Origin of the sequence: Rathayibacter sp. VKM Ac-2801 (assembly GCF_009834245.1) — a bacterium.
Taxonomy (GTDB): domain Bacteria; phylum Actinomycetota; class Actinomycetes; order Actinomycetales; family Microbacteriaceae; genus Rathayibacter.
This window is the reverse complement of the sequence record NZ_CP047183.1, coordinates 55,026-68,479: the sequence shown is the minus strand read 5'-3', so window position 1 is coordinate 68,479 and position 13,454 is coordinate 55,026. Positions and strand designations below refer to the sequence as shown.

Below are 13,454 nucleotides of genomic sequence, written 5' to 3'. Positions count from 1 at the left end.
CCGCGGCGTCAGTCGCCCGCGGCCCGCGCCGCCTCGTCCTCGCGCCAGCCGGCCTCCTTCTGCACGTACTCGTTGTCGGCGAACTCCGCGAAGTCGCTCTCGTCGGTGATCCGGCGCACCTCGAGGCGGTTGCCGGGCACCAGCGGGCAGCGCAGCGCCCACTCGCGGGCCTGCTCCTTCGAGTCGACCCCGATGATCCAGAAGCCGTTGAAGAGCGACTCCGTCGGGCCGTAGGCGCCGTCGACGACGGTCGGCGGCTGGGAGGAGAAGTCGACCACGAAGCCGGAGGAGGCCACGTCGTCGGCCAGGCCGTCGCCCGACAGCAGCACGCCCGCCTCGATCATCGCCTCGTTGTACTGCCCCATCCGGGTGATGATCTCGTCGAACGGGACGGCGGCGTAGGCCTCCTTCGCCGCATCGGTCGCGCGCATGATCAGCATGTACTTCATCGGGGCTCCCTGGGGTCGGTGCGCGGGGGCGCACGGCCTACTCTGACGCCTCCGGAGCGCCGGCGGAACGGCGGATCCCGAGCGTCTGCGCCGCGGGGGCGAGCGCGGAGCGACGGACCTTGCCCGCATCGCTCCGGACGGGCTCGTGCACGATCCGCAGGGCCCGGAGGCGCCGCTCGGCGCCCAGCTCGGCGTTCGCCCGAGCGAGCAGGCCGGCCGGGTCCACGCCCGCCTCGCCCACGTCGACGACCGCCTCCACCGCCTGCCCCAGCTCCGCGTCCGGCACGCCGAAGGCGACCGCCCCGCGGACTCCGGGCAGCGCCTCCAGCACCCGCTCGACCTCCGCCGGCCAGAGGCTCACTCCGCCCCGGAGGATCAGGTCGTCGGCGCGGTCGACCACCCAGAGCCACCCGTCCCCGTCGACGCGGCCGACGTCGCCGAGGGTGTCCCAGCCCTCCTCCGTCCGCCGCGAGCCGGCGCCGAGGTAGCGGTAGGCGGGAGTCTCGCCGCGGTGCAGCCAGATGCGGCCGAGCTCGCCGGTCGGAGCCTCCGTGCCGTCCTCCCGCAGGATGCGCAGGGTCGTCCCGCCGATCGGCCGCCCGACACTGCCCGGGTGCTCCAGCCACTCCCGGCCCGTGATCATCGTCAGCCCGTTCGACTCGCTGCCCGCGTAGACCTCGACCACCCGCTCCGGGCCGAGCCAGCCGATCAGCGCCCGCTTGTCGGCGGGCGCGCAGGGCGCTCCGAGGTGCAGCACCGTCGCGAGCGAGGACACATCCGCCCTCGACCGCTCAGGCGCGGCCAGCAGGCGACGGATCGTGGTCGGGACGAGCAGGGTCCAGGTGACGCGGTGCTCCTCGATCGCCGCGAGGACCCGGGCGGCGTCGAACCGCGGCAGCAGCACCAGGCGCTGCCCGGTCATCAGCCCGCGGAAGGCGTAGGTGAAGGTCGCCGAGTGCATCAGAGGGCCGCTCACCAGCTGCACGCCCTCGCGCGGCAGGAACGGCGCGACCGGCGCGTCCGGATCCAGCAGCGCCGGGCCCGCGGCGAGCACCACCTTCGGCCGCCCCGTGCTGCCGGAGGAGGTGGGCGCCTTCCAGGACGAGGCCCACCGGTCCTCGAGCGGGCCGGCCGGCACCTCCGGCCCGGGCCGCCAGCCGCCCGCGCGCCACGGGACGGCGGAGGAGGAGGGCGCGCCGATGACGAGCGCCGGCCGCGCGATCCGCTGCACCTCGGCGCGCTCCGCCGCCGACAGCCCGGTCGAGACCGGCTGCGGCACGGCGCCCGCCTTCCAGACCGCCGCGCAGACGACGAGCGCGTCCAGCGAGTTCGGGAGCGAGACGGTGACGAGGTCGTCGGTCCGGACGCCGAGATCGCGGTAGGCGCGGGCGAGGCGGGTGCTCTCGCGGTCGAGCTCCCCCGCCGTCAGCGCGCCCTCGTCGGCCACGGCGACGATCCGGTCGGGATCGGCGTCGGCGAGACCGGTGAGGATGCGCGAGATCGACTTCCGGGTCACCGGCGGCGCCCGATCGTGTGCACGGTGCAGGACGGAGTCATCCGGTGGCGCCTGTTCTCGCGGATCCCGGCCCGTCCGGAGGAGTTCCTCCTGAGTCCTGGACCGATCCGTCGAGCACCCGCTCGTAGAACCGCAGATGCGCGGCCGCGACGTCGTCCCAGGAGTGCGAGGCGGCCAGGGTCCGACCGTCCGGCGAGGGCAGCGTCAGGGCCTCCTCCAGCGCGTCGGCGAAGGAGGCGGGGTCCCGCCCGTAGCGGACCGCGTCCCCGAACACCTCGCGGATCACCGGCAGCTCCCGCGCCACGACCGGCACCCCCGCGGCGAGCGCCTCCATCGCCGCCAGCCCGAACCCCTCCTTCACCGAGACGAAGCCCAGCGCGGAGGCGCCGGCGACGAGCGGAGCGAGCCTCTCCTCCGGAACGGTGCCGAGGATCACCGGAGCGACCCCGAGCTCGACCGCCCTCCGGTCGAAGGCGGTCCGGTACTCGCGGTAGTCGAACAGGGTCTCGCCGCCTCCGAGCACCAGCGCGACGTCGTGGCCGCGCTCGCGCAGCAGAGCCCACGCCTCGAGCAGCTCGATGCTGCCCTTCCGCGGCTCGATGCCGCCGAGGGCGAGGAGGTACGGGCCGAGCTCGACGCGCCATGCCCCGGTGAGCGGATCGTCGACGGCGGCCGCGAACCGGGCCGCGTCGACACCGTTCGGGATCACCTCGGGCAGCAGCCCCCAGCCGGCGCGCACCTCCTCGGCGACCGCGGCGGACACGCACAGCCGGGCCCGGGGGAGCCGGACGGCGCGGTCGTGGCAGGCGCGCAGCTCCGGGGTGGTGAAGTCGTCCAGGTGGTGGATCGTGCGGATAGACGCGAGTCCGGCGGCGAGCGCCGCGTTGGCCGAGATGCAGTCCTGCGCGTGGACGACAGGGGCGTCCTCGCCCCGCAGGGCCTCGGCCATCGCGGCGATGGACCGGACGATGCGGGCGCCGACCGGCTCGCCCTCGCGGTGCGGAAAGGGCACCACGCGCACGGTCACGGACGGATCGACGGGGCGGAAGAAGGAGTCGTCGCCGCCTCGGGCGAGCGTGCGGACCGTGACGTCGTGTCCGGCGCGCGCGAGCGCCTCGGCGAGGGCGAGAGTGTGCACCACTCCGCCGCGCGGCCGGGTGGAGTAGGTCAGCAGGCAGATCCGCATCTCAGCTCCGGTAGGCGTGCTCCGCGCGGTCGCGGAGGTGGTGCATCGTGCGGCGGGCGCGGGCGACGGAGCCGGCGACGTCGGCGGAAGCCAGCGCGAGCCCGCCCTTCGCCCAGGTCTTCGCGATGATCTCTCCCGCCGGATCCACGACCTTCGCCTGCCCGAGGAACCGCAGGCCGCCGAGCACGCCGGTCTGGTTCGAGGAGACGAGGTAGACCTGGTTCTCGGCGGCGCGGGCGCAGTCGTAGAGATCGAACAGGTGGGCCTGGCGGTCGTTGCGGATCCGATCGGAGCGGTCGGTCACGCTCGCGGGCCACGCGCTGAGGCAGGCCAGCACCTCCGCGCCGTCGAGGGCCAGCGAACGCGAGGACTCCGGGAAGGTCTTGTCGAAGTCGATCAGCATCCCCATCCTCCCGATCGGCGAGTCGAAGGCGGCGAAGCCGCTGCCCGGCAGGTACGCCTCGGACTCGCCCAGCGGCAGGTGGACCTTGCGGTGGGTGCCGATCACGCGCCCGCCGTGCACGCAGACCGCGGTGTCGTAGCGGAGCTCGCGCCCGCCCTCGAGCGCGCGCTCCGCGATCCCGAAGCACACGGTGAGATCGCCTGCCAGCTCGGCCACGCGGGCGACCTCCGGCCCGTCGAGCTCGAGGCTCGGCGGCAGGTCCGGCCCGGGGTGCTGGAGGTCGAGCAGGTAGCCGCCGAGGGTCGCGTCCGGGAGCACCAGCAGGTCGACCGAGCGCTCGCGCGCCTGGGCGATGATGCCGGCGAGCTTGGCGAGGGTGCGGTCGATGTCGCGACCGAAGTGCGCTGCGACCGCACCCATCACCGTCTCCGTCATGCGAGGAGGCTATCCGGCGAGATCCGGCTCGTGCTCGCGCGTGAAGCGCCCCGCCTCGCGCACGCGCCGGACCTCCTCCGCCAGGTGCCCCGCATCGCGGGCGATCGCCTCGAAGCGGCCGGACCCCCAGGTGTGCAGCCACGGCAGCCCGAGGAACGACAGGCCCGGCACGCTCGTCACTCCGCGCCGGTGGGTGGGATGGCCGGAGCCGTCGAACACGCCGATCTCGACCCAGCGGTAGTCGGAGCGGAACCCGACCGCCCAGACGACGCTGCCGATGCCCGCGAGGTCGAGCTCTGTCGCCTCGGACTCCGGCCGCCAGACCGGACGGCAGCGGGCCTCCTCGGGAGCGTCGATGCCGTGCGCCGCGATGTAGCGGTCGATGTCGTCCTTGATCGACTCCGCGACCGAGTCCGCGTAGTCGAGCGAGGCCTCCGCCGTGGGGGCGAACCGCAGCCGCGACCCCTCCACCTCGGCCAGCCGGCCGTAGAGGTGCATCCCGTCGCGGGCGAAGGCGCGCAGGTCGATGTCCCGCCCGCCCCCGCGCCCCGTCACGTAGTGGTTGGTCGACTCCCGCTTGGTGAACCCGCCGACCTGCGCGTGGACGGGCACGTCGTACACGCCCATGTCCTGGAGCCAGGCGACGCAGTCGCGGCCCCGGTAGAAGCGCGCCACCCGCGGTGCGCTGCCGAGGGCGAGGTGGACGTCGCGCCCGGCGAGGAAGAGGTCCTCGGCGATCTGCGCGCCCGACTGCCCGGAGCCGACGACGAGCACGCCGCCGGGCGGGAGCGCCTCCGGCGAGCGGTAGTCCGCGGAGTGGAGCTGCAGCACGTCCGCCGGCAGCCGCGCGGCGACGGCGGGGAGGACCGGGCGGTGGTAGCCGCCGGTCGCCACGACGACCTGGTCGGCCGTGATCGAGCCCGCGCTCGTGACCAGCTCGAACCCTCCCCCGGCGCGCTCGCGCAGCCGGCTCACCTCCACGCCCTCGACCACCGGGGCGTCGAAGCTCTGCGCGTAGCGGCGCACCCACGCGTGCACCTCGTCGCGCGTCATGAATCCGTCCGGGTCCGGCCCGTCGTAGGGGTACCCGGGGAGGCGGCACTGCCAGTTCGGCGTGACGAGGGTGAAGGCGTCCCAGCGGCGGTCGACCCAGTCGTGGCCGATGCTCGCGCGCTCGAGCACGACGTGCTCGATGCCGTCGTCGACCAGGTGCCGGCTGATCGAGAGCCCGGCCTGCCCGCCTCCGACCACCGCGACCTCGACGTGGCGCCCGGGCTCGATCTCGGCGCTCACGGCCGCACCCGCTGCCCGGCCGGGGCGGGCGGCTCCATCGCGAGCACCCTGACCGTGCCGCCCTCGAAGCGCTGCGCCGTGCGGAGGATGTCGGACTCCTGCTGCATCGCGGAGGTGCAGGCGAACCCGAACCGCTCCCGCACCCGGTCCGACGCGATGCGCAGCGCCTCGCTCGAACGGGCGACGAAGTCCTCGAGCGAGTAGGCCGTCCCGGTCCCGAGGAACTCGTGCACGACCAGGCTCGGCGAGTAGCAGCGCTCCTCCGAGCCGTCCGGCCAGCGGACGTGGAAGGTCATCTCAGGCATGGACGAGTCCTCCGTTCCAGACGCGGTCGATGTCGTAGGCGTCGGGCCGACGGTCTCGCAGGTGGAACATCCCGCCGCGCATCGCCTCGAACGTGCCGCGCACGTCGATGTCGGCGACGGCCATGCCTGCTCCGAGCAGCGTCGTCGCGAGCACGTTGCCGCCGGGATCGACGACCTTCGCGTTCCCGACGTAGCGGAGCGAGCCGAAGGTCCCCGACTGGTTCGAGGCGAGCCAGAACACCTGGTTGTCGAGGGCGCGGGCGATGTCGAACTGGTTGAACCGGTAGGTCCAGCGGTCCTCCTGCAGGTTCTCGGCCGTCGCCGTCCGAGCGGCCGGCCACGCCGAGAGCGAGGCGATGATCTCGGCCCCGTCAAGCGCCATCGACCGCGCCGCCTCGGGGAACGCCTTGTCATAGCAGATCTGCAGTCCCACCCGGCCGACCGGCGTCTCGAAGGTGCCGTAGCCCGGGCCCGGCGAGTACGAGAGGTGCTCGCCCAGCGGCTGGTGCACCTTCCGGTAGCTGCCGTACACCTGCCCGCCGTCCAGCAGCGCGGCCGCGTTGTAGCGGGTCTCGCCGTCGTCGTCGAGCTCGCAGAAGCCGATCGCCACCATCAGGTCGCCGACGATCTCCTGCACCCGCCGCAGCTCCGGCCCGTCCAGGCGCACCGCCGGCGGGAGGGAGCGGCGGGTGGTGGCGACCGTGTCGCCGTGGTTGCCGAGCGAGGAGAGGTAGCCGCCGATCGCGGCCTCGGGGAGCACGAGGAAGCGCACCCCCCTCTCGCGGGCCTCCTCGGTCAGGGAGGCGATGAGCGCGTAGTTCTGCTCCAGGTCGCGGGTGAAGTTCGCCGCGACCGATCCGACGAGGGTCATCGCGATCGCCTACAGGTTGTAGGTGGAGTTGATGATCGCGCCCTTGCGGGCGTAGTGGATGAGCGCGTCCTGCACGTCGAGCGGGTGGCAGGGGATGCAGCCCTCGATCAGGTCCTCCTCGCGGAGGCCGTGCAGCGCCATGCCGAACCGGCAGACGAAGACGCGGTTGCCCTCCTGGACGAAGGTCTCGATCGCGTTGTTGAGGTTCTGCTCGCCGGGGAATCCGGAGTCGCCGACCGTCGGGAAGCCGCGGGTGGCCATCGCGTTGATGGTGCCGGGCCCGTAGAAGTAGAGCGCGGACTCGAAGCCCTTGCGCGCCGCGCGGGTGGCCTGGAGCACCGCGACGAAGCTGACCGAGGACTCGTGGGCGATGCCGTGCACGAGGGTCAGGTACGACTCCCCGGGCTCGGCCTGGTAGTCGGGGAAGACCTTGGTGGAGCCGTAGAGGTTGCTGCCCTTCGGGAGCGCCGGGTGGGCGATCTCGGAGCGCGACTTCTCGATGTTGGCGCTGACCTGGTCTTCGATCTCCTGGGAGACGGACATGGTTCCTCCTGGTGTCGGTCCGCCGAAGCGGCGTGCGAGTGCATGGCTCCGGCGGGATGCGCTGAGACGACGCGGGAAGACGTCCGCCGGGGTGGAGCAGTGGTGCGGAGTGGAACGCGTCCAGTCAACGGCCGGGATGTTTCGGAGTGGTTTCCACCGGAAGAAGCTCCCGTGACGGCGGATCCGTAACGAGACCGCGTTCCTCCCGTCACGAGGGCGAAACACGATGCGCCTTGACTGGGGGGCGAGACGACCGCACCGACATCCCGGCCGCCGCTGTGCGCGGCCCGTCCGGCCCGCTCCGCGGTGCCACGAAGGAGTCCTCGTGACCGATCTCCGCAGTCCCTCCCCCGCGTCCTCGCCGCCGGCGACCGGCGGGGCGCACCCGGCCGGCGGCCCGCACTCGGCCGGCGGGGCGCACTCCGCGGGCGGGGCGCACTCGACCGGGATCCGCCGCACCGGCCCGTCCGCCCTCCGCACCCGCGTCGACATCGCCCTGCAGGGCATCCGCGTCGAGGCACCGGTGCACCGCGAGGCCGGCGCCGGCCCGAGCGACGACGGGCACGTGATGCTCGGCGGCCTGGGCGCCGCGATCCCGGTGAATCCCGACAGCCCCTACGTGGTGAGCGGGAACCGCCTCCTGCTCGAGGGCGCCGACATCGGCCTGGACGTGACTCCCGTCCGCCGCCCGCGCTTCTACGATCTCGACACCGCCGACGGCGTCTCCTACGAGAAGATCGCCCGGCTGCACGGCCGCGACATCCTCGCGACCACCGTCGTCCAGACCTGCATGCGCTACGACGAGGCGGAGCGCTGCCGCTTCTGCGCGATCGAGGCCTCGCTCGACGCCGGTGCGACCATCGCGGTCAAGACCCCGGCACAGCTCGCCGAGGTCGCGGAGGCGGCGGTCCGCCTCGACGGCGTGCGCCAGATGGTGATGACCACCGGCACCTCCAAGGGCCGCGACCGCGGAGCGGCCCACCTCGCGCGCTGCGTCCGCGCGGTGCTCGCGGCGGTCCCCGGGCTGCCGATCCAGGTGCAGTGCGAGCCGCCCTCCGACGTCTCGGCGCTGCAGGCGCTGAAGGACGCGGGCGCCGTCTCGATCGGCATCCACGTGGAGTCGATGGACGACGCGGTTCGGCAGCGCTGGACCCCGGGCAAGGCGCGGGTCAGCCTGGACGAGTACCGCTGGGCGTGGCGCGAGGCGGTGCGGATCTTCGGCCGCAACCAGGTCTCGACCTACCTCCTGGTGGGCCTCGGCGAGGACCCGGACGAGCTGGTCGCGAGCGCTCGCGAGCTGATCGGGATGGGGGTCTACCCCTTCGTGGTGCCCTTCCGTCCGCTGCGCGGGACCCTGGCGACCGAGGTCGACCACGTGCTCCCGCCGGCCGGGTCGCTGCTGGAGCGGGTCAGCGCCGAGGTCGCCGCGCTCCTGATCGAGGCCGGGATGCTGAGCAGCGGCCAGAGCGCGGGCTGCGCGGCGTGCGGGGCGTGCGGCGTCCTGAAGACGGCCGGCGCCTGATGGTGGAGCTCTCGATCCTCGAGGGCGTGCGGGTCGCGCCCGCGTTCACGGTGGTGCGGGCGGAGGAGCGCGAGCTCGCCGCCCACCGGGCCCTGCGGCGCGAGGTCTTCGTCTCCGAGCAGGGGCTGTTCGCGGGCGACGACCACGACGACGCCGACGACGATCCGCGCTCGGTGGTGCTCGTCGCGGTGGCGCCGGACGGCGCGGTGCTCGGCGGGGTCCGGCTCGCGCCTGTGGGCGGCGGACGCGATCTGGGCTGGTGGACCGGCAGCCGCCTGGTGGTGGCGCGCGAGGCGCGGGGCGGCTCCGGGATCGGCGCCGCCCTCGTGCGCGCGGCCTGCGCCGAGGCGGAGGCGCGCGGGGTGCTCCGCTTCGAGGCCTCGGTGCAACTGCGCAACGAGGTGCTGTTCCGGCGGCTCGGCTGGCGGAGGATCGGCACGAGCACCGTCGCCGGAGTCGAGCACGCCCGGATGCGCTGGCCGATCGACCGGCTCGACCGGGCGGCGACCGCGGCCAAGGCGGCCCTCGGCGCCCTGCTGGCTCCGCTGGCGGCCGAGGGGGGCCTCGGTGGGGCGGGCTTCGTCGGCGACGACGGAGCACCGGTCCCGGGCAGCGACCTGGTCGCCGTCTGCGACGCGATCGTCCCGTCCATGGTGGAGCGCCACCCGGAATGGGCGGGCTGGTGCTCCGTGCTGGTCAACGTCAACGACCTCACCGCGATGGGCGCGACCTGCATTGGGCTGATGGACGCGATCGGCGCTCGCGACGCCGCCGCCGCCGCGCGCATCGTGAGCGGTCTGCGGGCCGCATCCGCCGCCTGGGGCGTCCCCGTGCTCGGCGGGCACACGCAGCTCGGAGTGCCGGCGGCGCTGAGCGTGACCGGTCTCGGCCGTGCCGCGGCGCCGGTGCCGGGCGCTGCCGCTCCGGGCGACGAGCTCTCGCTGACGGCCGACCTCGGCGGCGGCTGGCGGCCCGGCTTCGCGGGCGCCCAGTGGGACTCGACGTCGTCCCGGCGCGCGGAGGAGCTCCGGGCGATGGCGGCCTCCGTCGGACTCGCGCGGCCGAGGGCGGCGAAGGACGTGAGCATGGCCGGGCTGGTGGGGACGGTCGGCATGCTCGCCGAGGCCAGCGGAGGAGGAGCGGTGATCGACCTCGCGGCGGTCCCCGTCCCCGAGGCGGCCGGCACGGCCGACTGGCTCGGCTGCTTCCCCGGCTTCGCGATGATCACCGCCGACCGGCGGGGGGAGTCGCGGATGTCCACGCCCTGGACCGCGACGGCCGCGGTGGGCAGCGTCGTCACGGAGCCGGGTGTGCGGCTGCGCTGGCCGGACGGCGAGGAGACGACGGCGATCGCCGGTGCGGTGACGGGGCTCGGCGCAGCGGGCTGACGGGGCGGGCCGGGTGCCGGTGCATCGTCCTCGGGGCGGCTGCGAGCCGCAACCCCCGCGCGGACCCTCCGCGAGCGGCGGAGACTGGCAACGGCCCGTCGCCCGACGGGCGCTCATCGACGGAAGGAACGACCCCATGGTGGATCTCGGAGGACTCGCGGACAAGGCGAAGAACGCCGCGAGCAGCGACAAGGGCGAGGAGCTGACCGACAAGGGACTCGACAAGGCGGGCGACGCCGCCGACTCCGCGACCGGCGGGAAGTTCGCCGGCCAGGTCGACAAGGCCCAGGAGGCCGGCGACCAGCACGTCGGCAACGACTGACCCCGCGGGGCGGCCCTCCCGCGCTGTCGCGGAGGGCCGCCCGTCCGTCAGTCCCGGTCGCCGAGCCCGCGCAGCAGAGCCCGCACCACGGCGACGGAGCGGTCGGCCGCGTCGTCGACGTGCGCCTCGAACTCGCCGGGGGCGCAGAGGTCCGAGATCCCGCGGACCGAGACGAACGGCAGCCCGTGCACGTGCGCCGTCTGCGCGAGTGCGACTGACTCCATGTCGGTGGCGAGCGCGCCGGGGAAGTCGCTCCTCACGCGGTCCACATGGGCGCTGGAGACGAAGACGTCGCTCGAGACGATCAGGCCGCGGCGCACCGGCGGCCCCTCGGGCAGGTCGAGCTCCGCGGCGAGCGCCGCGTCGTCCCCGGAGTAGCGGGCGGGCATCCCCGGGACCTGCCCGAGCGCGTAGCCGAACGCCCGCGCATCGGCGTCGGTCTGCACGTGCTCGGTGCCCATCACGACCTCGCCCACGCGGACGTCGGCGCCCAGGCCGCCGGCGGTCCCCGCGCTCACCACGAGCGGCCGCTCGCCGGCTTCCCGCAGGATCGCCGCGGTGAGACCGCCGGACGCGTTGACGAGACCGATGCCGGTGCGGACGAGCAGCACCGCGCGGGAGTCGAGCTCGAGCTCCCACTGCAGGGCGTTGCCGACGGCGCGCGGCTCGGAGGCGCTGGTCGCCGCGGCGAGGAACGGCGCTGCCTCCTCGTCCATCGCGACCAGGACGATCGCCGTGCTCACGCGGTGACCGTCTCCCACTCCGAGCGGTGCGCGAGGAACGTGCGCGCCGCCTCCTGCGCCCCCTCGAGGGAGTGGTTGGCGCCCCAGCCGCACTGGGTCTCGTTGGCGGCCGGGACCTCGTCGGCCTCGGTGATGTCCTGGAGGGTCGCCTCGACCAGGCCGAGCACCTCGGAGAGCTCGGGCTCGCCCGAGAGGAGCAGGTAGAAGCCGGTCTGGCAGCCCATCGGCGAGAAGTCGATCACGCGGTCGGAGTGGTTGCGCGACTTCTCGGCGAAGAGGTGCTCGAGCGAGTGCACGGTGGGCATCTCGAGGTGCCCGCGGTTGGGCTGCGTGAAGCGCACGTCGTACTTGACGAGGTGGTCGCCTCCGGGAAGCGTCTTCGCGTCGGCGAGGCGCACGTACGGCGCGGCGACGGTGCGGTGGTCGAGGTTGAACGACTCGACGTTCATGCGCGGCTGATCCACGGTGGTCTCCTTCGCTGGGGGTCCCTCCATTGTCCTCCGCTGCGCCGAGCGGAGGCGGTACCTGCTGGATCCCGCTACTTCTTCTCGCGCGGAGCGTTCGGGTGCGAGGGCGGGTAGTAGACCCCTGAGGGCGAGGTCGGGGGGACGGCCGGAGCCGAACGCCCCCAGACGGGTCGGCGGCCCCTGGCGACCGATCCGAACTTCCAGACGATCTTCTCGGTCATGTCGCGCTCCTCCTGTCGGTTCCCGCCTCGGGGGCGGTGCGCCACTCCACGAGGGAGTGGTCCGGCAGCGAGACCCAGACTCCGGCCGTGTCCTCGATCCGCTCCCCCAGAGTCCCATCCTCGCGGACGGAGAACTGCTCCTCGATGTACATGTCGCGAGATCGCGTCGAGGTCGACACGAAACTGTCGGACGAGAACCAGCCCCCGACCCGGCGCCCGTCCGGCAGCTCAGCGCACACCCAGCTGTCCACTCGACCCGCCGCCACCTTGTCCCACGCGGTCGGCACGCTCTCGTAGGCCGTCGTCCGCCCCGCCGGGACGCGCACCCAGCCGAGCCCCCGCCTCCGGAGCACCCGCCACGGCGGCCGCCACCACCGCAGCCGCACGTGCAGCGCCGAGCCGAGCGCCGCCGGCACCAGCACTCCGAGCACGAGGATCCACCAGCCCGCGGCCCTCGGCTCCCGCAGGACCGCCGCACGGGGATCGGCCGCCAGGCGGATCAGCTCCTCGCCCGCCACGACGAGGTACGCCGCGTCGAGCGCGATGCTCACCAGGACCGCCTCGAACAGACGCGCGGAGACCGTGTGGTCGCTCAGCGGAACCCCGCCGCCCAGACCCGCACCGAGGCGTAGAGCACCCCGGGCAGCACCAGAGCGACGAGCGCCATCACGCCGAGCACGCTGTCCGGAACGACCATCGCCACCATCTCCTCCGTCGACGGGTCGAGCGTGCCGCGGCGCGCGGCGCGACGGGGACCCGGGCCCCCTGATCAGTGGAGAACGGGCCGCTCCGATCCCTGGGGAGGAGCCTCGACCGCGCCTCAGAACAGGTCGGCGAAGCCCATCGCGACGAGGTTCGCGTGCGAGGTCCGCAGGCAGTCGAGCGCGCTCCGCCCGTAGCGCTCGTCCTGCTCGACGAGGAGGTGCTCGACGCCGAGCTCGAGGCTCGTCCCGATGATCCCGGGGAAGTCGAGGTTGCCCTCCCCCACCTCGGCGAACTGCACGTTGGAGGTGAAGTCCTGCACGGACCAGCCGCCGGACACGTCGGCGGGCGGCCCGACCCGGTAGTCCTTCAGGTGCACCAGGGCGACGCGCTCCCCGTACCGGCGCAGCGTCGTCACGGGATCGAGGCCGCCCCGCTGCACCCAGTGCACGTCGAGCTCGAGCCCCACCAGCGGAGCCCGCTCGGCGACGACGTCGAGCAGGAGGCGGCCGCCGTGCCGCGCGAACTCGACGTGGTGGTTGTGGAGCAGCAGCCGCAGCCCTTCGTCGCGGAGCCTCGCCGCGGCGGCCTGGCAGCGGTCGGAGAAGTCGAGCAGAGCGGCCGGCGAGGCCGCCGCGGAGGCGGGCAGCATGCCGATCCGGACCGTGCGCGTGCCGAGCGCGCGGGCATCCGCGACGATCCCGGCGAGCCCGCCCTCGAGCGCGGCGCCCGGGGAGTCACCCGGAGCCAGGCCCGCGGAGATCGCCGCGATTTCCACGCCGAGCTCGTCCCGCGCCCGCTGCAGCTCGGCCAGCGTGGCCGCCGTCAGCGGGATCTGCGAGATCTCCACCGAGCGGTAGCCGATCGCGCTGACCTCCCGGAGCGTCGCGAAGGCGCCCGCCGAGGCGAACGCGTCCTTCAGCATCATCGCCTGCACGCCGATCCTGGTCACGGCAGTCCTCCCGGTCGCGGTGGGGGCCGACGTCGCCGCGGCCCGGAACGCCACCGACGGTAGAGGCGCGCCTCCGATCTTGTCAACCGGTTGCCAATACGCGTATGGTCGTGTCATGGCGGCGCTCCTGCCCGCC

The 13,454-nt window shown here is 74.0% G+C and carries 16 protein-coding genes; 3 read left to right on the top strand and 13 right to left on the bottom strand.

Annotation, left to right across the window (positions count from 1 at the left end; genetic code table 11):
* Positions 1-8: 8 nt before the first annotated feature.
* The 8 genes from GSU45_RS00320 to GSU45_RS00285 are packed head-to-tail and all read right to left on the bottom strand — an operon-like array spanning position 9 to position 7,001.
* Positions 9-449, bottom strand: coding sequence for a YciI family protein (locus tag GSU45_RS00320; RefSeq protein WP_159911723.1), 441 nt, complete (start codon positions 447-449; stop codon positions 9-11).
* A gap of 37 nt (positions 450-486) precedes the next feature.
* Positions 487-1,965 (bottom strand): AMP-binding protein, encoded by a 1,479-nt coding sequence (locus tag GSU45_RS00315; protein ID WP_159911721.1) that lies wholly within the window; start codon positions 1,963-1,965, stop codon positions 487-489.
* 37 nt (positions 1,966-2,002) lie between these two features.
* Positions 2,003-3,151, bottom strand: coding sequence for an MSMEG_0565 family glycosyltransferase (locus GSU45_RS00310; protein WP_159911719.1), 1,149 nt, complete (start codon positions 3,149-3,151; stop codon positions 2,003-2,005).
* 1 nt (position 3,152) lies between these two features.
* Positions 3,153-3,989, bottom strand: a complete 837-nt coding sequence (locus GSU45_RS00305) for a carbon-nitrogen hydrolase family protein (protein ID WP_159911717.1) — start codon at positions 3,987-3,989, stop codon at positions 3,153-3,155.
* Positions 3,990-3,998: 9 nt separating this feature from the next.
* Complete coding sequence (locus GSU45_RS00300; protein ID WP_208543465.1) at positions 3,999-5,282, bottom strand: MSMEG_0569 family flavin-dependent oxidoreductase; 1,284 nt, start codon at positions 5,280-5,282, stop codon at positions 3,999-4,001.
* Entirely contained in the window at positions 5,279-5,587 is a 309-nt protein-coding gene (locus tag GSU45_RS00295; protein WP_104222634.1) for an MSMEG_0570 family nitrogen starvation response protein, read from the bottom strand. Before GSU45_RS00295 ends, GSU45_RS00300 begins: the two co-directional genes overlap by 4 nt.
* Positions 5,580-6,458: a carbon-nitrogen hydrolase family protein gene (locus GSU45_RS00290; RefSeq protein WP_159911715.1), complete on the bottom strand. Its 879-nt coding sequence runs from the start codon at positions 6,456-6,458 to the stop codon at positions 5,580-5,582. The genes GSU45_RS00295 and GSU45_RS00290 overlap by 8 nt, the downstream gene beginning before the upstream one ends.
* A 9-nt stretch (positions 6,459-6,467) precedes the next feature.
* A complete protein-coding gene (locus GSU45_RS00285; RefSeq protein ID WP_159911713.1) occupies positions 6,468-7,001 on the bottom strand; it encodes an MSMEG_0572/Sll0783 family nitrogen starvation response protein in 534 nt (177 codons plus the stop codon).
* Between the two features lie 325 nt (positions 7,002-7,326).
* Here GSU45_RS00285 and GSU45_RS00280 point away from each other — a divergent pair, with 325 nt between their 5' ends.
* The 3 genes from GSU45_RS00280 to GSU45_RS00270 all read left to right on the top strand — a co-directional run bounded on the left by GSU45_RS00280 (position 7,327) and on the right by GSU45_RS00270 (position 10,233).
* A complete protein-coding gene (locus GSU45_RS00280) occupies positions 7,327-8,523 on the top strand; it encodes an MSMEG_0568 family radical SAM protein (RefSeq protein WP_104237999.1) in 1,197 nt (398 codons plus the stop codon).
* Positions 8,523-9,911, top strand: a complete 1,389-nt coding sequence (locus GSU45_RS00275; protein ID WP_159911709.1) for an MSMEG_0567/sll0787 family protein — start codon at positions 8,523-8,525, stop codon at positions 9,909-9,911. Before GSU45_RS00280 ends, GSU45_RS00275 begins: the two co-directional genes overlap by 1 nt.
* A gap of 136 nt (positions 9,912-10,047) precedes the next feature.
* A complete protein-coding gene (locus GSU45_RS00270) occupies positions 10,048-10,233 on the top strand; it encodes an antitoxin (protein WP_104282784.1) in 186 nt (61 codons plus the stop codon).
* A 47-nt stretch (positions 10,234-10,280) separates the two neighbouring features.
* Here the strand turns inward: GSU45_RS00270 and mtnN are convergent, their stop codons facing one another.
* The 5 genes from mtnN to GSU45_RS00245 all read right to left on the bottom strand — a co-directional run bounded on the left by mtnN (position 10,281) and on the right by GSU45_RS00245 (position 13,318).
* The gene (mtnN, locus tag GSU45_RS00265; protein ID WP_244248159.1) at positions 10,281-10,976 is read right to left on the bottom strand and encodes a 5'-methylthioadenosine/S-adenosylhomocysteine nucleosidase; all 696 of its coding nucleotides are present in this window, start codon (positions 10,974-10,976) and stop codon (positions 10,281-10,283) included.
* Positions 10,973-11,470, bottom strand: coding sequence for an S-ribosylhomocysteine lyase (locus GSU45_RS00260; protein ID WP_308470742.1), 498 nt, complete (start codon positions 11,468-11,470; stop codon positions 10,973-10,975). The genes mtnN and GSU45_RS00260 overlap by 4 nt, the downstream gene beginning before the upstream one ends.
* A gap of 44 nt (positions 11,471-11,514) precedes the next feature.
* Entirely contained in the window at positions 11,515-11,664 is a 150-nt protein-coding gene (locus GSU45_RS00255) for a hypothetical protein (RefSeq protein WP_159911707.1), read from the bottom strand.
* Complete coding sequence (locus tag GSU45_RS00250; protein WP_159911705.1) at positions 11,661-12,215, bottom strand: DUF6338 family protein; 555 nt, start codon at positions 12,213-12,215, stop codon at positions 11,661-11,663. Before GSU45_RS00250 ends, GSU45_RS00255 begins: the two co-directional genes overlap by 4 nt.
* A 269-nt stretch (positions 12,216-12,484) precedes the next feature.
* Positions 12,485-13,318 carry a sugar phosphate isomerase/epimerase gene (locus GSU45_RS00245; protein ID WP_244248158.1) on the bottom strand — a complete coding sequence of 278 codons (834 nt, stop codon included), beginning with the start codon at positions 13,316-13,318 and terminating at the stop codon, positions 12,485-12,487.
* Between the last annotated feature and the right edge of the window lie 136 nt (positions 13,319-13,454).